The following is a 20,730-nucleotide window of genomic DNA, read 5'->3' as shown; positions in this document are numbered from 1 at the left end:
ATGTCCGGAAGGACACCACCCATGAGTTACGGTCCTCCGCCCCCGGGCGATCCCTCGGGCTACGACCAGTCCACCGGCGGCTACGGTCCGCCGGTCCCGCAGTACGGCCAGCCGCAGGGGCACTACGGTCCGCCCGTGCCGCCCTACGGCGTGCCCGGACCCTACGGGGCGCAGCCGCCCGCGTCCGACCCGCCCAAGAACTACCTGGTCTTCAACATCCTGGGTATCTTCGGGTGTCTCGGCATGACGAGCATCATCGGCATCATCGGCCTGATCTTCGCGCTCCAGGTCAGCAGCAAGTGGCACATCGGTGACTACGTCGGTGCGGAGTCCGCGGCCAACACCGCGAAGATCCTCGGCATCATCGGCCTCTGCTGCTTCGTGGTCACGGCGCTCTTCTTCCTCTTCTACCTGCTGATGTTCCTCGGCTTCGGTGTCTCCGCGCTCATGATGTGACCCGGGTGCGCGGACGCGGCCGCCGGTAGGGTGGGCACGTGCAGCACGACGACGAACCCGCCCGCCGGTCGGCCCCCGCCCCGTCCCTCCCGGACGTGCCCGCGGCCCCGGCCGGGGAGGGCGCCCCGGGCAGGGTCTCCCGTCTCGTCCAGCGGATCCACCCCGCGACCTGGCCGGTCTCCCTGGGGCTGCTCGGGCTGTCCGGGCTCGTCCTCCTCCACCTGGTGGACCCCAATGAACCGGGCAACTACCCCACCTGCCCCTGGCTGCTCCTCACCGGCACGTTCTGCCCCGGCTGCGGAACCATGCGCGCCGTCGCCCTCCTCACCCACCTGGACGTCGTCGGCGCCCTCGGCATGAACCCGCTCCTGGTGCTGCTCCTGCCCTACCTCGCCCTCACCTACGCGGCCTGGCTGATCGGCACCCTGCGCCCGCGCGCGAGACCGCCCCTACCGGCCCCCACCTGGTTCGTCTGGACGCTCCTCGTCGCCTTCGTGGTCTTCTGGATCGCCCGCAACCTCCCGTGGTTCTCCTTCCTCGCCCCAGGCACCCCGCTTCTGCCGACCTGGTGAGGCCGGGCCCGCCCCGATGGGGCGGGTTCCTGCCCCATCGCACGGATTCCTCCGGCGTGGTGACCCGGGGGCGGCGGCCCCACGGCCGCCGAGGGTGGATACGATGACCAGCACACGGTGTGACGGCCCCGAGCCCGCACCCGATCGGACCGGCCGCGTCCGCCTCCGGACCGGCCACCGCGAACCGCAACCATGGACGAGGGAGCTAGAACCTGTGAGCGTGCTCGACGAGATCCTCGACGGAGTACGCGCTGACCTGGCGCAGCGACAGGCGGAACTGCCCCTGGACCGCCTCAAGGCCCAAGCCGAGTCGGTGCCCGTCCCCAAGGACGCCGAGGCCGCCCTGCGCCGCCCGGGCGTCCACGTCATCGCGGAGGTCAAGCGGGCCAGCCCCTCCAAGGGCCCGCTCGCCTCCATCACGGACCCCGCCTCGCTGGCCCGCGACTACGAGGCCGGCGGCGCCAGCTGGATCAGCGTGCTCACCGAGGGGCGCCGGTTCAACGGCAGCCTGGACGACCTGCGCACCGTGCACGCCGCCGTCGATACCCCTCTGCTGCGCAAGGACTTCGTCGTCAGCTCCTACCAGCTGTGGGAGGCCCGCGTCTTCGGCGCCTCCGCGATCCTCCTCATCGTCGCCGCCCTGCCCCAGGACGCCCTGGTCTCCCTCGTCGAACGCGCCCGCTCGCTGGGCCTGACCCCGCTGGTCGAGGTCCACGACGAGGAGGAGGTCGCCCGCGCCCTGGACGCCGGAGCGACCGTCATCGGCGTCAACGCGCGCAACCTCAAGACCCTGGAGGTCGACCGGGACACCTTCGCCCGGCTCGCCCCCCTCATCCCGGCCGACCGCGTCAGAATCGCGGAGTCCGGCATCCGGGGCCCGCACGACCTGCTGGCCTACGCCGGTGCCGGAGCGGGAGCCGTCCTCGTGGGCGAGAGCCTCGTCCGGGGACGGAACCCGCGCGAGGCCGTCGCCGACCTGGTGACCGCCGGTGCCCACCCCGCGCTGCGCGACCGGAACTGACGGGACGAACACGATGGGACCGACGAAGGCGTACACGGAGCCCGCGCGGCACACGCCCGCGCGCACGCTCCGGCGCCGATGGCGATGGCTCTAGGGAGCCCGTAGGCACGTCCCACGGGTTCCCGTCGCCGCGTCGACCCGAACCAACCCGCGCCGCCCGAGCCAGGCGGCGCACGGCCGGTCGGCGCGCGGCTCCCGTGGCGCGACGCCCCGGGCCGACCCGCGCGCTCGGCCTCCTCTTCCCAGGAGAACTTCCCATGAGCCACGCCCAACCGGTACCCGACGAGCGCGGGCACTACGGCCGCTTCGGCGGCCGGTTCGCCCCCGAAGCCCTCATCGCGGCCCTCGACGAGGTCGAGGCCGAGTGGGCCAGGGCCAAGGACGACCCCGCCTTCCACGCCGAGTTCGACGAACTCCTCAAGAGCTACGCGGGCCGCCCCAGCCTCCTCACCGAGGCCCGCAACTTCTCCGAGCACGCGGGCGGCGCGCGCGTCCTGCTCAAGCGCGAGGACCTCAACCACACCGGCTCGCACAAGATCAACAACGTGCTGGGCCAGGCGCTGCTCACCAAGCGCATGGGCAAGACCCGCGTGATCGCGGAGACCGGCGCGGGACAGCACGGCGTGGCCACCGCCACCGCCTGCGCCCTCATGGGCCTGGACTGCGTCATCTACATGGGGGAGGAGGACACCAGGCGGCAGGCGCTCAACGTCGCCCGCATGCGCATGCTGGGCGCCGAGGTCGTCCCGGTCACCATCGGCAGCCGCACCCTCAAGGACGCGATCAACGAGACCTTCCGCGACTGGGTGGCCAACGTCGACCACACCCACTACCTCTTCGGCACCGCCGCCGGTCCACACCCCTTCCCCAAGCTCGTCCGCGACCTGCACTTCACCGTGGGCGCCGAGGCCCGCCAGCAGGTCCTCGACCTCACCGGCAGGCTCCCCGACGCCGTCGCCGCCTGCGTCGGCGGCGGCTCCAACGCCATCGCGATCTTCGCGGCCTTCATCCCCGACGAGAGCGTGGCCCTCTACGGGTTCGAGGCCGGGGGAGCGGGTGCCGACACCGACGAGACCGCCGCCTCCATCACCGCGGGCAGCCACGGCGTCTTCCACGGAGCGCGTACCTTCGTCCTCCAGGACGAGTTCGGGCAGACCCTGCCCAGCCACTCCATCTCCGCCGGGCTCGACTACCCGGCGGTGGGCCCCGAACACGCCTACCTGGCGGACACCGGCCGGGCGACCTACGAGCCCGTCACCGACACCGAGGCCATGGAGGCCTTCCGGCTGCTCTGCCGCACCGAGGGCATCATCCCCGCGATCGAGAGCGCCCACGCCCTGGCCGGGGCGATCCGGCTCGGCCGGCGCCTCGGGCCCGAAGCCGTGATCCTGGTGAACCTCTCCGGGCGCGGCGACAAGGACGTCAACACCGCGGCCGCCTACTTCGGCCTCGTCGACTCGGAGGGACAGGCCTGATGCCCGCGACCACACTCCAGAACAGGCTCGCCCAGGCCCGAGAGGCCGACCGCGCCGCGCTCATCGGCTACATGCCCGCCGGGTTCCCCGACGTCGAGTCCTCGATCCGGGTCATCGAGGCCATGGTCGAGGGCGGGTGCGACGTCGTCGAGGTCGGCCTGCCCTACTCCGACCCCATGATGGACGGACCCACCATCCAGCGGGCCGCCGACCGGGCGCTGGCCTCGGGCACCACCACCGACGACGTCTTCCGCGTCGTGGAGGCGACCGCCGCCACCGGCGCCGCCGCCCTGGTCATGTCGTACTGGAACCCGATCGAGCGCTACGGCGTCGAGCGCTTCGCCACCGAACTCGCCAACGCGGGCGGGGCCGGGGTCATCACCCCCGACCTCATCCCCGAGGAGGCCGAGGAGTGGTACGCCGCCTCCGAGAAGGCCGGGCTCGACCGGATCTTCCTGGTGGCCCCTTCCTCCACGGACCGGCGCCTCGCACTCACCACCGGCGCGTGCAGCGGGTTCGTCTACGCGGCCTCGCTCATGGGCGTCACCGGCACCCGCGCCCAGGTGGCCGACACCGCCGAGACCCTGGTGCGCCGCACCCGTGAGGTCACCCGCGAGTCCGGGCTGCCGATCTGCGTGGGGCTGGGGATCTCCACGGCCGCGCAGGCCGCCGAGGTCGCCGGCTACGCCGACGGCGTCATCGTGGGCGCCGGGTTCTGCCAGCGCGTCCTGGACGCCCCGGACCTGGAGACCGGACTCGTCGCCGTCCGTTCCTTCGCGGAGGAGCTCGCCGCCGGAGTGCGCTCCCGCTAGTCCCTCGGAAGGGCCGACCGGCCACGCGTCAGGAACCCCACGGTGGGTCGCGCCGACACGGCGCGGCCCACCGTTCCCGTGTCCGCGCCCTCAGCCTCCGAGCAGGTCAAGCGCAGGGTTAAGAGGGTGAGAATCGGGTGAGAGGGGACGCCCGATCCCCGCGAACCGGTCACCCGCAAGGTCTCCGGGTGGTGTGATGGCGGGGTCCCGGAAGCGCGGCCCCCGCCGCACTCCCCGGTTCCGATGCCCCGTGCCACCAACTCACTACACACAGTAGGCTTTGTTCCAACACGAAGAGCGACAAGGCACGCACCCAGTGCCATGAGCGCGGACGACCGACCCCCACTCCCGAAGGCCTCGCAGATGACGGACACCCACGACGACGCCCCCACCACCCAGCCCGCCGGGCGCTGGGAGACCGTCCAACCCTGGCTCACCCTCGCCTGCCGGGTCGGCCTCGCCGCCGTCCTCATCACCGCGGCCGTCACCAAGTTCCCGCCCGCCCTCTCCGTCCAGGCGGTCGAGGCCTACGACCTCTTCCCCGCCGAGATCGCGGAACTCATCGGTTACCTCCTGCCGCTCTTCGAGCTCGCCCTCGCCCTGCTCCTCCTCGCGGGCCTGGCCACCCGGCAGGTCGGCGCCGTCGGCGCCCTCCTCATGGTCGTCTTCATCGCCGGGATCCTCTCCGCCATGGCCCGCGGCCTCAACATCGACTGCGGCTGCTTCGGCGGCGGCGGACAGGTCGACCCCGGCGAGACCACCTACGGGCTCTCCATCGCACGCGACGTCGCCTTCGCGGCCATGGGCGCCTTCATCGCGCTCTGGCCCCGGTCCCCCTTCGCCCTTGACCGCGCGCTCGGCCTCTTCCGCTAGTCCCGGAGAACCGGTGCCCCCGGCACCCCGAACGCGACGGTCGACCACCTCCAGAAAGCCAGAAACAGAGGAACACCATGGGGAGTGAAGCGCGCAAGCGCTCCCGCGAGAAGCTCAGGGAACAGCGGGAGAAGGAGAAGCGGGCCGCCAAACGCAACCGGACCCTCATCGTCGTCGGCGCCGCCGCGGCCGTGGTCCTGCTCGTCGTCGGGATCGGCTACGCCGTCCTCACCTCCGAACGCAGCGAGGGCTACGAGGGCCCGCTGGCCGACCAGACCCTCCAGGAGGACGGCAGCGTCGTGATGGCCGAGCCGGACGCCTCCGCTCCCGTCGTCGAGGTCTACGCCGACTACCAGTGCCCCGCCTGCCGCCAGTTCGAGCACTTCGGCGGCGACGTCCTCAAGGAACAGGCCGCCGCGGGCGCCGCCATCGTCCACTACCGGCCCGTGAGTATCTTCGCCCAGCAGCCCGTCCCCATCAGCTCGAACTCACTGCGCGCCGGTGCCGCCGCCCGCGCCTCCGCCGACTACGGCGTCTTCGTCGAGTACAACGACACCCTGTTCGAGAATCAGCCCACCGAGGGCAAGGAGGGCTTCAACGTCGACGAGCTCAAGCAGTGGTTCCGCGACACCGGGGCCTCCGACGAGGACGCCCAGGCCTTCGACGACCGCGTCGACGCTGAGGCCGAGGTCGTCAAGGAGTTCACCGAGGAGTACCTGCCCGCCCTCACCGCCGACGCCACCGAGCAGATCGGCCAGGAGAACATCGGGACCATGGTCCTGTCCGACCTCATCAGCTGGGGAGAGGGCAACGGACACGACGCGTCCTTCCTGGAGGGCACCTACACGGGCGAGATCATCGACGCCACAGGGAAGGCCTACACTCGCTACAGCGGAGCCAACGAGTTCCGCGCCACGCCTTCCGTCTACATCAACGGCGAGTTGCTCGACGGCAACACCGCCATGAGCACCAGGGGCCTGGCCGACGCGATCGCCGCCGCGGGCGACGGCGAGGTCAGCACCGAGCCCAGGGATGCCGACGGCGGGGGTGACGCGGAGGAGAACCCCTGATCACCACCCCCGCACGCGGGGCGAACCCGAGAGCAGAGCAGTGACATTGTCGTCGACAGCTTCCGAGGGCGCGGCCGAGGTCGGCCGCGCCCTCGCGGCCATTCCCAGCCCCGAGATCAACTCGATCCCCATCGGGCCGTTCCAGATCCACTTCTACGCCCTGTGCATCCTGGCCGGGGTCATCGTCGCGGTCTACTGGAGCGAGCGCCGCTGGAAGGCGATGGGCGGTGAGCCCGGCACCATCATGGACATGGCCGTCTGGGCCGTGATCCTGGGTCTGGTCGGCGGTCGCCTCTACCACGTCATCAGTGACGCCCACCTGTACTTCGGGCCGGACCGCGAGGCCATCCGCGCCCTGTACGTGTGGGAGGGCGGCCTGGGCATCTGGGGCGCCATCCCGCTCGGCGCCGTCGGCGTGTGGCTGGTCGCCCGCAAACGCGGGCTGTCCATGTCCAAGCTCTCCTTCGCGATCGCCCCCACCCTCCCCCTGGCGCAGGCCATCGGCCGCTGGGGCAACTACTTCAACCAGGAGCTCTTCGGGCGCCCCACCGACCTGCCCTGGGCCCTGGAGATCTACCCCACACCCGAGGGCCACATGCGGGCGGGCATGGAGGTCGGCGTCACCACCTACCACCCGACCTTCCTCTACGAGTCCCTGTGGTGCCTGGTCCTCGCGGTCCTGCTGGCCTACCTCGGCCGCCGCTTCGAGGGCTCCCTCCAGGGCGGACGCCTCTTCGCCGTCTACGTCATGGGTTACTGCGTCGGCCGCTTCTGGATCGAGTACCTGCGCGTCGACCCGGCCAACGACTTCTTCGGCCTGCGCCTGAACAACTGGACCTCCATCGCGGTGTTCCTCGGCGCCCTCGCCTACTTCGTCTGGGCCGGCCGCCGCCTCGACTCCTTCTCCGCCTCCGTCGTCCCCCACGGGCAGGACGCCGGGACCCAGGTGTTCGGAGACACATCCTCCGACGAGAAGGCCGACGAAGGCACCGTCTACAGCGCCGTCGACGGCGACGACTCGGTGTTCGACCAGGCCACGGGCTCATCCGAGGGGGCCGGGACGGAATACCACCCGAGCCCTGAGCGATCTAGTAGCGAGGGCTCGGCGGAGGACGGCGCCGACGGCGCGGAAGGCAACTCCGGGTCGAAGCCCGAGTAGAGCGGGACATTCCGAAAACCGGCGCACCGGCCCGTGGCCGAGCGCGCCGTACGACGAAGCCCGCACCAGTCGAGCAGACCACGGGTTGACGATTGAGAAAGACCGTGAGCAGAGCCGATTCCGGTCACGGACGCAGACGTCGGCGCGGCGGGTCACGTCGCGCCGACAGCGCCCACACCGAAGAGCACGTCGACGACTACGGCCCCGAGGACGGGTACGAGGAGCAGTACGACCCGGAGGAGGACTTCTCCGCCGAGTACGGCCACACCCAGCCCCGCCCTGACGCCGAGTACGACGACCACGAGGACGACCCGGACACCGGGTACGAGGACGACCACGAGGGCGAGGAGGGCTCGGAGCAGGAGGCCGGGCGTTCCGCCGGCCGCAAGGGCCGCCGCAAGGACAGGAAGGGCGTGGGACGCGTCTCCGCCTTCTCCGCGTCCGCGATCAAGAAGGTGTCGGTCCTGGGCGACCGGCCCAACCAGATCGTCTACACCCTCGCTGAACAGAGCAAGCGCAAGCGCGGCACCGCCGTGCTCGGAGTGCTCCTGGGCGCCTTCAGTATCGCCCTGGTCGCACTCCTGGGCCTGCTGACCTACCAGCTCGTCACCGGGACCGGCGGCAACACCGACCGGGGTGAGGAGAGCATCGTCGCGCCGCCCGAGGGGCACAGCACCATCACTCCGGAGCTGTACCTGTTCGAGCCGGACCGGCCCGAGGTGTTCGGCGCCATCGCGAACCGCCCCGACGACGTCGAGCCCATGACCGACGAGTCCGTCTTCGGACCGGTCGAGGAACTCGACATGGCCGGGATGAAGCTGGAGCTCCAGGAGTCCGAGGTCACCGACTCCTGCACCTCGCTGGTGTGGGGCGAGGAGCTCGGTCAGAGCCTCCTGGACGCCAACTGCCTCAACGCGGCCTCCGGGGTGTACACCGACTCCAAGGACGACTACGTCGCCCAGGTGACCCTGTTCGACCTCTCCGACACCGAGGGCGCGGCCGAGGTGGCGGCCGCCATGGACCCGACCAACGTCGAGACCGGGGCCGGCTTCCTGCTGTCCCGTGAGATCGACGGCGTCGAGGGCCTCCAGGAGGGCTACAGCCAGGCCACGACCCAGGTGATGGGCCACTACCTGGCCGTCTACTGGGTCGCGCGCACCGACGGTTCCCTGCCCGGGGACGACTCGGGTCTGGCCACCGCCAGCGTGGTCTCGCAGAGCGCCTTCAGCTTCGTCTACGACGAGGTCGTCGCGCACAAGCCGGAGGAGGAGGGCGAGTAGGAGCCGGTCTGTCCGGCCCCGTCGGACGCCCCGATAGGATCTCGGACAGATCGACCCGCCCGCCGGGGTGTGTTCCCCTGATTTCAGGGAACACGGCCCCGGGGTCGACACCAGGCGGGAGGCGTCCCCCCGCCGTTCCCGAGCGCAGCCGGGCCGGTCACGTCACGTGACCGGCCCGCATCCACGGAAAGGTCCTTTGGGTGTCCCCTTCTGAACCGTCGACGCCTGGCAGGCCGGGCCGCCGGAGGAAAGACAGCGAGCCAGCCGAACTCCCCGCCCAGGCGGACCGGAGCCGGTCCGAGAACCGCGAGGGCGGACGCCGCAAGGGCGGAGGCCGACGCAAGAAGGAGGCCCGCCGCTTCGGCGGGATGCTGACTATCCTGGTCGGCGTGCTGGTCGTGGCGCTCATCGCCCTGGGCACGGTGCTCTTCTTCCAGTTCTCCGGAGACGGCGGGGAGGAGCAGGCCGCCCAGGAGACCCGACCGGCCCTGTACAAGGTCCAGGACTCCCAGGACAGCAACATGAACGCGGTGCTGTCCTCCCGGGAGAAGGACACCCGGCCGCTCAACGAGGGCGAGCTCTTCGAGCGCCACAACTCCGAGATCTCCGGTCAGAGCCTGGACTTCACCCTGCGCGACTCGGACCTGACCGAGGACTGCTCGGCGGCGGTCTGGGGCGACCAGGTGCGGCAGGCGCTCTCCGACGCGGACTGCACGCAGGCGGGCCGCGCCACCTACATGTCCGAGGACGACGTCTTCGGTGTGGTCGCGGTGTTCAACCTCGCCGACATCGAGGGCAGCCGTGCCGTGGCCGAGGCCATGGAACTGCCCGAGGCCGAGGAGGACGAGCAGCCCGTCGACCCCGGCTTCGTGCTCTCCCCGTCCGGTGAGGACCCCCTCGACCGCCTCGGGAGCGGCTACAGCGCCGCCGACGCCATCATCACCGGCCACTACCTGGTGGTGATCTGGGTCCAGCCCACCGACTCCGAGTCGGTCGACGAGCGGGTCAGCCTGGTCACCCCGCTGGTGACCCTGGCCAACTTCCGCAACCCGTTCTTCCGCCGGATCGGTGAGCTCGGCGGCGAGGAGACCGCGCCCGGAGCCGGTGAGGGCACGGGAACCGAGGACGGCACCGGGGACGGAACCGGTACGGGTGAGGGCGCCGTGGAGGGCACCGACCAGGAACTGGTCGAGGACCCGCCCCCGGCCGACGGCACGGTCGAGACGCCGACGCAGCCCGGCCAGTAGCGGCGCCACCCCCCAGAACACACGGGCGGGGCCCGGTGGGAACGACCTCCCACCGGGCCCCGCCCGCGTTCGTGGACCGGACCGGCTCAGTCCGCGCCGTCGGCCCGGCTCGGGTCCGCCCCCGCCTCGTCGACCCGGGAGACCAGGTCCGAGGCCACCGCGCGCAGCTCCGCGAACCGGTGTTCGGGCAGGTCCAGCAGGGTGTGCCCGGCCACCCAGCCCGGGACCGCGGCCACCGCGTGCCGGGCCGTGCGCTTGTTGATGGGTCGTCCCCGCTGGGCCGCCGCCTCCACCAGGCCCGTGCGCAGCGTCGCCGTCAGCGTCCCGTGGGACCTGCCCTGGACGTGGGCCAGCAGACGGTCGGCGCCCGCGCCGGGCGCGGCGCGGGTGCACCGGATCGCGGTGAGGTCCGCGGCGCCCACGCCCCGCAGGAACCGGACCCGGAACGCGGGCTCCACCAGGGCACGGAACCCCTTCTGGCCCGCCTCGTCACGCACCCAGCGCGAGGACGAGGGCACCAGCACGAAGGTGTCGTCGGCGGTGGCCGCCAGCGCCACACGGGGCGCCAACCGCTCCCAACCGCCGGTGAGGTTGACCACGGCCCGGGGGCCGACGGCGGTGGGGGAGTCCATCCACGTGGACAGGCGCACCCGGGGGTCCCCGGCCACCTCACGCGGCCAGTCCCCGACCAGCGAGGGAGCCTCCGCCGTGTCGCCGTCCTCGGCGCCGTCACGCGCGGGGACGGAGCCGGTCAGCTCCGCGACCCGCTCCAGCACGGCGGTGGCCCGCTCCGCGTCCAGACCGCCGCGCGCCTCCTTGGCGTTGACCCCCTGGCTGTACACCCGAGAGGAGTCACCGCCGGGGGAGGGCAGGGTGCGCGCGAGCGGACGCAGCACGTACAGGTCGCTGGCCGCACCGATGGACTCCGCGCCCAGGTAGCGGTTGAAGTCCGGCCACACCGCCTCCAGGAGCAGCCCCGAGCGCACCATGCGCGCCTGGGTCGCCGCCGCCAGCTTGGGCGTGGTCTCGCTGGCGCCGTAGGCCACCAGCACACGCCCCCGCCGGGGGTCGGCCAGCCCCTCCACCCCGCGCCGCACGAACAGGTCCACCCCGTCGGGGGTGTACGGCGGATCGGTGAAGACCAGGTCGGCGCCCTCCCGCAGCGACGCGGGCAGCCCCAGCCGCAGGTCGGCGGTGTGGGTGCGCACCGGCAGGCCCAACCGCGCGGCCACCGCGTCGATGTGGGCCAGCACCCGCTCGTCCAGGTCCACCACCAGGACCCGTGCCTCCGGCCGCACTAGGGCCACCGCCAGGGACGTGAGGTCGTGGTCGCCCACGCACAGGAGCGTGCGATGGCGCAGGTCGAACCGGGTGGCCAGGAACAGGGCCCGGCGCAGCGCGGTCTCGGCGGTCGCGGACACGTGGTCCAGGTCCAGGTCGGAGGCGGGCCCCTCGGCCACCGCCCGCGCCAGTTCCTCGGCGGCCCGGGAATGGGCGGGGAGCAGGTGGGCCACCGGGTCGGCCAGCGTGGGCCCGGCCGCGCCGGTGTACGGGACGGGGCTCGACAGACGGCGCCGGTCGCCCCCGGGCTCGCGCTCCACTTCCCCCGCGGTCTCCAGGGCCCTGAAGAGGGACGCCACCACGGCGTGCGCCACACCGCTGGCGCGCACGAGGTCGTTGGCGCTCCACCAACGGCCGTCGGAGAGCAGCTCCAGGACCATCCTGGGCCGGGCCGCGTCGGGCCCGTGCTCGCGCAGGAAGTCCTCCGCCGCCTCGGGGAGGGACGGGTGGTCGTCGCGCCGAGGGGCCGCGTGGGTCTCCGGCACCGGGGTGCCGGGCACGCGGGCGGCCTCGGGGGAGTCGGCTCCGGGATCGACCGGGCCGGGGGAAGTCGGGTGTCCTGCCATTCCGTGATCCTCCCACGTCGAGGACGCCCCGGAGGTGCCACGGCCGGGGCCGCCCGCCTCGGATGAGGGGGATGTCACTCCCCGGTGTGATCCGTCCTCCCTTGGGAGAGGTGTCGGCCCCGGGGTATCGTGGGAAAGCGGTGGTCAGGCGCGGTCTCACGCCCGGTGAAGATCCGACCGGCGAACGGTCCTCCATCCCCTTTGGGAGGTTTAGCGGATTTCCCTCGTGGAACAACCCGCAAGGCCAGCTCTCATCGGACCCCGGTCCGAGAGGGACCCGCGCCCCTCCGCAGGGAGCGGGCACACCACGGGCCACGGCGCACCGCGGCGCCACCTGGTCTAGACCTCCGATTCGCATCGGGGCCGGACCAGCCTGTATAAGAGAACCTGCCCGACAACGGGACGCCCACCGACACCGGCGACACGAGGACGTGTACGCGACACGGTGACACGGACCGGGCGACCCACGGTCGGGACCCGCCCCCGGGCGGACACAACAGCATCACGCACGCAGCAGGGCCAACGTCGTCCCGATGCGCTTTTCACGAAGCCGACGAGAGACGACTGGAGGGCAGATGCCCGCTGGAAACGTGCGGCGTTCGTCCGTCCGAACGAACGCAGAAGCCACACCCCAGGGCCTGTACGACCCCGCCTTCGAGCACGACGCCTGCGGAGTGGGCTTCGTCGCCGACCTCACCGGTCGCCAGAGCCACGACATCGTCAGCAAGGCCCTGACCGTCCTGCGCAACCTCGACCACCGGGGCGCCTCCGGAGCCGACCCCGACGACGGCGACGGCGCGGGCATCCTCACCCAGATCCCGCACGCCCTCTACACCGAGGTCTGCGACTTCGCCCTCCCCGCCGCGGGCGCCTACGCCACCGGCATCGGCTTCCTCCCCTCCGACGCCGCCGAGCGCGCCGCCGCCGTGGAGACCATCAACGCCATCGTCGCCGACGAGGGCCTCACCCTCCTCGGCTGGCGCGAGGTCCCCTTCGAGCCCCAGTACAGCGGCCCGGCCGCCCGCGAGGCCATGCCCTACTTCGGGCAGCTCTTCCTCACCGGCACCCCCGGCACCGCCACCGACGGCCTCACCGGCATCGACCTCGAACGCCACGCGTACTGCGTCCGCAAGCGCGCGGAGCACGAGGCCGACGTCTACTTTCCGAGCCTGTCCCCGCGCACCATCGCGTACAAGGGCATGCTCACCACCCCGCAGCTGGAGCCGTTCTTCCCGGACCTGTCCGACCGGCGCTACGCCTCCGGCCTGGCCCTGGTGCACTCCCGGTTCTCCACCAACACCTTCCCGTCCTGGCCGCTCGCCCACCCGTTCCGCTACGTGGCCCACAACGGCGAGATCAACACGGTCAAGGGCAACCGGAACATGATGCGGTCCCGGGAGGCCAAGCTCGCCACCGAGCTCATCCCCGGCGACCTGTCCCGCGTCTTCCCGATCGTCGACCCCGACGACTCCGACACCGCCTCCTTCGACGACGCCCTCGAACTGCTCCACCTGGGCGGGCGCTCGCTGCCGCACGCGGTCCTCATGATGATCCCGGAGCCCTGGGAGAACCACACCGAGATGGACCCGGCCGTCCGGGCCTTCTACGAGTACCACTCCACCCTCATGGAGCCCTGGGACGGCCCCGCCTCGGTGTCCTTCACCGACGGCACCGTCGTCGGCTCCGTCCTGGACCGCAACGGCCTGCGCCCCGGCCGCTACTGGGTCACCGAGGACGGCCTCGTCGTCCTCGCCTCCGAGGCCGGCGTCCTCGACATCGACCCCGCCACCGTCGTGCGCAAGGGACGCCTCCAGCCCGGCCGCATCTTCGTCGTCGACACCGCCCAGGGGCGGATCATCGAGGACGAGGAGATCAAGGCCGAACTCGCCGCCGAACACCCCTACCAGGAGTGGATCGACTCCGGCGTCCTGCGCCTCGCCGACCTCCCCGCCGCCGAACCCACCCCGGTCACCGAACTCAACCTCGCCCAGCAGGTGTTCGGCTACACCGAGGAGGAACTGCGGATCATCCTCACCCCGATGGCCCGCACCGGCGCCGAACCCATCGGCTCCATGGGCACCGACACCCCGGTGGCCGCGCTGTCCGCGCGCTCGCGCCAGCTCTTCGACTACTTCTCGCAGAACTTCGCGCAGGTCACCAACCCGCCGCTGGACGCTATCCGCGAGGAGATGGTCACCAGCCTCTCCACGCTCCTCGGCGCCGAGGGCAACCTCCTCCAGGCGTCCCCGGGCGACACCCAGCGCCTCGTCCTGCCGACCCCGGTCGTCGACCAGGCCCAGCTCGCCGCCATCGTCGCCGCCGGGCGCGACAACCCCGCGCTGCGCACCTTCACCGTCGACGGCACCTACCCCGTCGACGGCGGCGGCCGGTCCCTGTCCGCCCGACTGGACGAGATCAACGCCGAGGTCTCCGAGGCCATCGACGGCGGCGCGCACATCCTCGTGCTCAGCGACCGCCGCGCCGACGCCGCACGCGCGCCCATCCCGTCGCTGCTGCTCACCGGCTCCGTCCACCACCACCTCGTCCGCGAGAAGACCCGCACCGAGGTCGGCCTCCTCGTCGAGGCCGCCGACGTCCGCGAGTGCCACCACGTGGCCCTCCTCGTCGGCTACGGCGCCTCCGCCGTCAACCCGTACCTGGCCCTGGAGACCGTCCGGGACCTGGTCGAACGCGGCACCCTCGGCGGCGTCGACGACGCCGACACGGCCGTCCGCAACACCGTCAAGGCGTTCGGCAAGGGCGTCCTCAAGGTCATGTCGAAGATCGGCGTGTCCACGGTCAGCTCCTACACCGGCGCCCAGATCTTCGAGGCGCTCGGCCTGGGCCAGGAGGTCATCGACCGCTGCTTCACCGGCACCACCTCCCGCCTGGGCGGCGTCGGCTTCGACGTCCTCGCGGAGGAGGTCGCGCTCCGGCACCGCCGCGCCCACACCGCCAACCCCAACGCCCACCGGCGCCTGGAGGTCGGCGGCGAGTACCAGTGGCGGCGCGAGGGTGAGCCCCACCTGTTCGACCCCGAGACCGTCTTCCGGCTCCAGCACTCCACGCGCAGCCGCAAGTACGAGATCTTCAAGGAGTACACGAACAGGGTCGACGACCAGTCCGCCCGGCTCATGACCCTCCGCGGCCTCTTCCGCCTCAAGGAGGGCGTGCGCGAACCCGTCTCCATCGACGAGGTCGAGCCCGTCTCGGAGATCGTCAGGCGCTTCTCCACCGGCGCCATGTCCTACGGCTCCATCTCCGCCGAGGCGCACGAGACCCTCGCCATCGCCATGAACCGCCTCGGCGGCAAGTCCAACACCGGAGAGGGCGGCGAGGACCCGGCCCGCTTCACCCCGGACGCCAACGGGGACCTGCGCCGCAGCGCCATCAAGCAGGTCGCCTCCGGCCGCTTCGGCGTCACCTCGCACTACCTCAGCAACGCCGACGACATCCAGATCAAGATGGCGCAGGGCGCCAAGCCCGGCGAGGGCGGCCAGCTGCCCGGCCACAAGGTCTACCCGTGGGTCGCCAACACCCGCCACTCCACGCCCGGCGTCGGCCTCATCTCGCCGCCGCCCCACCACGACATCTACTCCATCGAGGACCTCGCCCAGCTCATCCACGACCTCAAGAACGCGAACCCGTCCGCGCGGGTCCACGTCAAGCTGGTCTCCGAAGCGGGCGTCGGCACCGTCGCCACCGGCGTGTCCAAGGCCCACGCCGACGTCGTCCTCATCTCCGGCCACGACGGGGGCACCGGCGCCTCGCCGCTCACCTCCCTCAAGCACGCGGGCACCCCCTGGGAGCTCGGCCTCGCCGAGACCCAGCAGACCCTGCTGCTGAACGGCCTGCGCGACCGCATCGTCGTCCAGGCCGACGGCCAGATGAAGACCGGACGCGACGTCGTCGTCGCCGCCCTGCTCGGCGCCGAGGAGTACGGTTTCGCCACCGCGCCCCTCGTCGTCTCCGGCTGCGTCATGATGCGCGTCTGCCACCTCGACACCTGCCCCGTGGGCGTGGCCACCCAGAACCCCGCCCTGCGCGAGCGGTTCTCGGGCAAGGCCGAGTACGTCGTCAACTTCTTCGAGTTCATCGCCCAGGAGGTCCGCGAGTACCTGGCCCAGCTCGGCTTCCGCAGCCTCGACGAGGCCATCGGCTCCGTCGACCTGCTCGACACCGTCGAGGCCGTCGACCACTGGAAGGCCCAGGGCCTGGACCTCTCCCCGATCCTGCACGAGGTCGAGCCTATCGCCGGAGACCACCGCGCCCGGCGGCGCACCCAGGACCACGGCCTGGACAAGGCGCTCGACAACACCCTCATCCAGCTCAGCGAGGGAGCGCTCGACTTCGGCCAGCCGGTCCGCCTCGAACTGCCCGTGCGCAACGTCAACCGGACCGTGGGCACCATGCTCGGGCACGAGGTCACCAAGCGCTACGGCGCCGACGGCCTGCCCGACGGCACCATCGACGTGTCCTTCACCGGATCCGCCGGACAGTCCTTCGGCGCCTTCGTGCCCCGGGGCGTCACCCTGCGGCTGTCCGGTGACGCCAACGACTACGTCGGCAAGGGCCTGTCCGGCGGCCGCGTCATCGTCCGCCCCGCGGCGACCTCCACCCTGGCCGCCGAGGAACACATCATCGCCGGGAACGTCATCGGCTACGGCGCCACCTCCGGGGAGATCCTCCTCCGAGGCGTCGTCGGTGAACGCTTCTGCGTCCGCAACTCCGGCGCCCTCGCGGTCGTCGAGGGCATCGGTGACCACGGCTGCGAGTACATGACCGGCGGGCGCGCCGTCATCCTCGGCCGTACCGGACGCAACTTCGCGGCGGGCATGTCCGGCGGTATCGCCTACGTCCTCGACCTGGACACCGAACGCGTCAACCCCGAGATGGTCGAGATCGAGGACCTCACCGGCGAGGACCGCGAGTTCCTCACCGGCGTCCTCACCCGCCACCACGCCGAGACCGGCTCCACCGTCGCCGAACGCCTCCTGGCCGAGGGGACCAAGGGGCTCGACCGCGTCGCCAAGGTCATGCCGCGCGACTTCAAGCGCGTCCTGCTCGCCCAGGCCGAGGCCGAACGCGAGGGGCGCGACGTCGACGAGGCCGTCATGGCCTCCGCGCAGTCCTGAAGTCAGCACACGAGAGGAGGAGGAACCATGGCTGACCCCAAGGGTTTCCTGAAGATCACCGAGCGCGAGCTCCCCGGGCACCGCCCCGTCGACGTCCGCATCCAGGACTGGCGCGAGGTCCAGGAGGACCTCGACCGCGGCACCGTCACCAAGCAGGCCTCGCGCTGCATGGACTGCGGCATCCCGTTCTGCCACAACGGGTGCCCCCTCGGGAACCTCATCCCCGAGTGGAACCACCTCGTGTACACGCACGACTGGGCCGAGGCCATCGAACGGCTCCACGCCACCAACAACTTCCCCGAGTTCACCGGCCGCCTGTGCCCCGCGCCCTGCGAGTCCGCCTGCGTGCTCGGCATCAACCAGCCCGCCGTCACCATCAAGAACGTCGAGGTCTCCATCATCGACCGCGCGTGGGAGGAGGGCTGGGTCAAGCCCCTGCCCCCCACCCACCGCACCGGCCGCACCGTCGCCGTCGTCGGCTCCGGCCCCGCCGGGCTGGCCGCCGCACAGCAGCTCACCCGCGCCGGACACGACGTCACCGTCTACGAGCGCGCCGACCGCGTCGGCGGCCTGCTCCGCTACGGCATCCCCGAGTTCAAGATGGAGAAGCGGCACATCGACCGCCGCCTCGCCCAGATGACCGCCGAGGGCACCGCCTTCCGCACCGGCGTCAACGTCGGCGTCGACGTCACCGTCGACCAGCTCAGGGCCGACCACGACGCCGTCGTCCTCACCGGCGGAGCCACCCAGTGGCGCGACCTCCCCGCCACCGGCCGTGAACTCAACGGCATCCACCAGGCCATGGAGTACCTGCCCCTGGCCAACCGGGTGCAGGAGGGCGACCTCGACCGCGCCCCCATCCACGCCGAGGGCAAGCACGTCGTCGTCATCGGCGGCGGCGACACCGGCGCCGACTGCGTCGGCACCGCCCACCGGCAGGGGGCCGCCTCGGTCACCCAGCTGGAGATCATGCCCAAGCCCCCCGCCACGCGCCCCGACCACCAGCCCTGGCCCACCATGCCGATGCTGTACAAGGTCACCAGCGCCCACGAGGAGGGCGGTCGGCGGATCTACTCCGTCAACACCCTGGAGTTCGTCGGGGACGAGGACGGCAACGTCCGCGCCCTGAGGCTGGTCGAGGTCAAGCGCGGCCCCAACGGCTTCGAACCGGTCGAGGGCACCGAGCGGGAGATCCCCGCCGACCTCGTCACCCTCGCCATGGGCTTCGTCGGCCCCGAGAAGGAGGGCCTGCTCGACCAGCTCGGCGTCGAACTCGACGGGCGGGGCAACGTGGTCCGCGACAGCGACTACCGCACCACCGTCGACGGCGTCTTCTGCGCCGGGGACATGGGCCGCGGCCAGTCGCTCATCGTCTGGGCCATCGCGGAGGGCCGCTCCGCCGCGGCCGGGGTGGACCGCCACCTGACGCAGGACACCGTCCTGCCGGTGGCCATCCCGCCCACCGAGCGCCCGCTCGTGTAGGAGACGACACCACCCGGGCGCGGGGGCCTGTCCCCGCGCCCGGCACGCGCCCTACGATCGACCCATGGTGTACCGCGTCATCGGTGAGGGCGCCATGGTCCTGCACCTGCTCTTCCTCGCCTACGTCGCGCTCGGCGGCTTCCCGGCCTGGCGCTGGCCCCGCATGTTCTGGCCCCACCTGGCCTGCGCCCTCTACGGCCTCGGCGTCACCGTCATCGGCTGGCCGTGCCCCCTCACCCACCTGGAGGACTGGGGCCGCCGGAACGCCGGACTGGCCGGGCTCCCACCCGAGGGCTTCATCGAGCACTACCTCACCGGCGTCGTCTACCCCGCCGAACACCTCCTCACGGCCCAACTCCTCGTGGCCCTGAGCGTCGCCCTGTCCTGGGCCGGAGCCCTTTACCTCCACCTCCAACGCAAGCGACCCGAGAACGCCGCGTAAAGATCGCGAATGGATCAGGGCCGGGCTGTTCTCCCCGTCCGGACACGGTCGTACCGTCGAATCATGACCGTTGTGACCTGGGATTCGTACCGCGCAGCAGAACACTTCACCATGCGCAGCGCCCGGCTCGTCGACCGGCACCGCTTCGCCTACCTCTTCCAGAGCGGACCAGCCGAACCCGTCCGCGCCACACTCTCCGCCTACCGCAACCTCGACGGAGGCTACGGCAACGGCCTCGACCCCGACCTGCGGGGCCACGCCAGCCAGCCCGTGGCCACCGAGATCGCCCTGCGCTACCTCGACGAACTCGGCCCAGTCCCCGCACAGATCGGTGTCGGCGTGTGCCGGTACCTCGCCACCATCAGCAACGACGACGGCGGGCTGCCGATCTCGCTCCCCAGCGCCCGCTACACCGAATCCGCGCCCTGGTACCGCCACAACGACGACTTCCGCAGCCGACTCGACGTCACCTCGATGATCACCGGGCTCCTGCACAAGAACAACATCACCCACCCCTGGCGCGACCTCGCCACGGCCTACTGCTGGAAGCACATCGACGCCCTCAAGTGGACCAACCCGCACGAGGCCATCGGACTCTGCTGCTTCCTCCAGCACGTCCCGGACCGTCCCCGCGCCGTCGTCGCGATGAACCACCTCGCCCACATGATCCGCGCCGTCATCGACGTCCACCCGCGCGCCACCGGACACGTCCACACGCCGCTGGACCTCGCCTCCCACCCGGGCCACATCGCCCGGCCGCTCTTCACCGACCAGGAGATCGAACGCAACCTCCAGGCCTTCGAGGACCAACAGCGCCCCGACGGGGGCTGGGACGCCTGCTGGGACGACTGGGACACCGTCGCCACCCTCGAACGCGAGGGCATGCGCACCATCCAGCGGCTCCGCATCCTGCGGGCCTACGGCCACGTGCAGCCCGACCTGCCCCGCCCCCGCCACTCCGCCTGAGGATTCCGAGGGACGGCGCCGGGGGAGCGCCGACCAGGGGAGGGGCGGCGGTCAGGGCCACCGGACCGCCGCCCGCGGCGACGAGCGGGCCACACGAGGCACCGGCGCCGCTCAGCCCAACGCCAGGAAGGTCACCCCGGCCGCCTCCAACACCGCCCGGTCCACCTCGGAACCCGACCGCCCGGTCACCGCGCGCACCGCCACCAGCGAGGCACCCTCCGCGCCCACCCCGTCCGGCAGCACCCGCGCCAGCTCCTCCCGGGCCACCGACCCGAACAGCACCTCACGGACCACGTCCAACGCGGCCCCCGCCGTCCACAGCTCCCGGCCCAGCGCGTCCGCCAGGTCCACCCCGTGCAGCACCAACTCCACCACACGGGTCACCAGGTAGTCCGTCAACAGCATCGGGTCCCCGTGCCGCGTCACGATCCGCCGCGTCTCCGGTTCACCCGCCAACCGGTCCGCCAACGCGCCCCAGGTCCCGCGCAGCACCCGACCAGGCTCGGCCGCGTCCGCGCGCCGGGCCGCCCGCTCCACGGCGCCCTCCACCCGCGCCGAGTTCACCGCCGGAGAGAACCGCACCTCCGGCACGTAGTACCCCGCCGCCGACACCAGCGGAGCCGACACGCCCGGCGCGTCCCCGTCCAGGGCCACCGTCACCTGGCGCAACGAACCCACCGTGTGCACCGACAGCGCCGCCACGTCCCACGGCGCACACCGTGTGGGCAACACCACCTCGGGCTCCGACAGGCCCAGCAGAACCCCCTCCAGAACCTCGACCTCCGCACGCAGAGCGGACACCACCACAGCACGATCGAACACGGAAACCCCTT

General features: G+C 71.9%; 16 protein-coding genes. 14 read left to right on the top strand and 2 right to left on the bottom strand.

Translation table 11 applies throughout. The annotated features are described in order from the left end of the window. Positions 1-21 precede the first annotated feature (21 nt). The 10 genes from AC0VYM_RS20095 to AC0VYM_RS20050 all read left to right on the top strand — a co-directional run bounded on the left by AC0VYM_RS20095 (position 22) and on the right by AC0VYM_RS20050 (position 9,965). Positions 22-456, top strand: a complete 435-nt coding sequence (locus AC0VYM_RS20095; protein WP_475454456.1) for a CD225/dispanin family protein — start codon at positions 22-24, stop codon at positions 454-456. A gap of 38 nt (positions 457-494) precedes the next feature. After that, positions 495-1,028, top strand: coding sequence for a DUF2752 domain-containing protein (locus tag AC0VYM_RS20090; RefSeq protein WP_475454454.1), 534 nt, complete (start codon positions 495-497; stop codon positions 1,026-1,028). Between the two features lie 214 nt (positions 1,029-1,242). Continuing rightward, complete coding sequence (trpC, locus tag AC0VYM_RS20085; protein WP_475454452.1) at positions 1,243-2,049, top strand: indole-3-glycerol phosphate synthase TrpC; 807 nt, start codon at positions 1,243-1,245, stop codon at positions 2,047-2,049. A gap of 257 nt (positions 2,050-2,306) precedes the next feature. After that, a complete protein-coding gene (gene trpB / locus AC0VYM_RS20080; protein ID WP_475454450.1) occupies positions 2,307-3,524 on the top strand; it encodes a tryptophan synthase subunit beta in 1,218 nt (405 codons plus the stop codon). Next, a complete protein-coding gene (trpA, locus tag AC0VYM_RS20075) occupies positions 3,524-4,336 on the top strand; it encodes a tryptophan synthase subunit alpha (protein ID WP_475454448.1) in 813 nt (270 codons plus the stop codon). The genes trpB and trpA overlap by 1 nt, the downstream gene beginning before the upstream one ends. 363 nt (positions 4,337-4,699) lie before the next feature. Further along, a complete protein-coding gene (locus AC0VYM_RS20070) occupies positions 4,700-5,209 on the top strand; it encodes a MauE/DoxX family redox-associated membrane protein (protein WP_475454446.1) in 510 nt (169 codons plus the stop codon). A 77-nt stretch (positions 5,210-5,286) separates the two neighbouring features. Next, positions 5,287-6,279: a DsbA family protein gene (locus tag AC0VYM_RS20065; RefSeq protein WP_475454444.1), complete on the top strand. Its 993-nt coding sequence runs from the start codon at positions 5,287-5,289 to the stop codon at positions 6,277-6,279. Between the two features lie 46 nt (positions 6,280-6,325). Beyond that, complete coding sequence (lgt, locus tag AC0VYM_RS20060) at positions 6,326-7,438, top strand: prolipoprotein diacylglyceryl transferase (protein WP_475454442.1); 1,113 nt, start codon at positions 6,326-6,328, stop codon at positions 7,436-7,438. 104 nt (positions 7,439-7,542) lie between these two features. Further along, complete coding sequence (locus AC0VYM_RS20055; RefSeq protein WP_475454440.1) at positions 7,543-8,718, top strand: hypothetical protein; 1,176 nt, start codon at positions 7,543-7,545, stop codon at positions 8,716-8,718. Positions 8,719-9,086: 368 nt separating this feature from the next. Continuing rightward, positions 9,087-9,965 carry a hypothetical protein gene (locus AC0VYM_RS20050; RefSeq protein WP_475463129.1) on the top strand — a complete coding sequence of 293 codons (879 nt, stop codon included), beginning with the start codon at positions 9,087-9,089 and terminating at the stop codon, positions 9,963-9,965. Between the two features lie 86 nt (positions 9,966-10,051). Here the strand turns inward: AC0VYM_RS20050 and AC0VYM_RS20045 are convergent, their stop codons facing one another. After that, complete coding sequence (locus AC0VYM_RS20045; RefSeq protein WP_475454438.1) at positions 10,052-11,872, bottom strand: bis-aminopropyl spermidine synthase family protein; 1,821 nt, start codon at positions 11,870-11,872, stop codon at positions 10,052-10,054. Positions 11,873-12,447: 575 nt separating this feature from the next. On the opposite strand from AC0VYM_RS20045, the gene gltB reads away from it, so the two are divergent. The 4 genes from gltB (at position 12,448) to AC0VYM_RS20025 (ending at position 19,897) form a co-directional block, all read left to right on the top strand. Further along, positions 12,448-17,007 (top strand): glutamate synthase large subunit, encoded by a 4,560-nt coding sequence (gene gltB, locus AC0VYM_RS20040; RefSeq protein WP_475454436.1) that lies wholly within the window; start codon positions 12,448-12,450, stop codon positions 17,005-17,007. 27 nt (positions 17,008-17,034) lie between these two features. Continuing rightward, positions 17,035-18,489 carry a glutamate synthase subunit beta gene (locus AC0VYM_RS20035; RefSeq protein ID WP_475454434.1) on the top strand — a complete coding sequence of 485 codons (1,455 nt, stop codon included), beginning with the start codon at positions 17,035-17,037 and terminating at the stop codon, positions 18,487-18,489. A gap of 64 nt (positions 18,490-18,553) precedes the next feature. Next, the gene (locus AC0VYM_RS20030) at positions 18,554-18,931 is read left to right on the top strand and encodes a DUF2784 domain-containing protein (protein WP_475454432.1); all 378 of its coding nucleotides are present in this window, start codon (positions 18,554-18,556) and stop codon (positions 18,929-18,931) included. Positions 18,932-19,003: 72 nt separating this feature from the next. Next, complete coding sequence (locus AC0VYM_RS20025) at positions 19,004-19,897, top strand: prenyltransferase (RefSeq protein ID WP_475463127.1); 894 nt, start codon at positions 19,004-19,006, stop codon at positions 19,895-19,897. Positions 19,898-20,008: 111 nt separating this feature from the next. Here the strand turns inward: AC0VYM_RS20025 and AC0VYM_RS20020 are convergent, their stop codons facing one another. Then, the gene (locus AC0VYM_RS20020) at positions 20,009-20,719 is read right to left on the bottom strand and encodes a maleylpyruvate isomerase N-terminal domain-containing protein (protein WP_475454430.1); all 711 of its coding nucleotides are present in this window, start codon (positions 20,717-20,719) and stop codon (positions 20,009-20,011) included. Between the last annotated feature and the right edge of the window lie 11 nt (positions 20,720-20,730).

The organism is Nocardiopsis sp. iso_237 (assembly GCF_056173345.1).
Note: the sequence above shows the minus strand (reverse complement) of the source record. Positions and strands in the feature narration are given on the sequence as shown.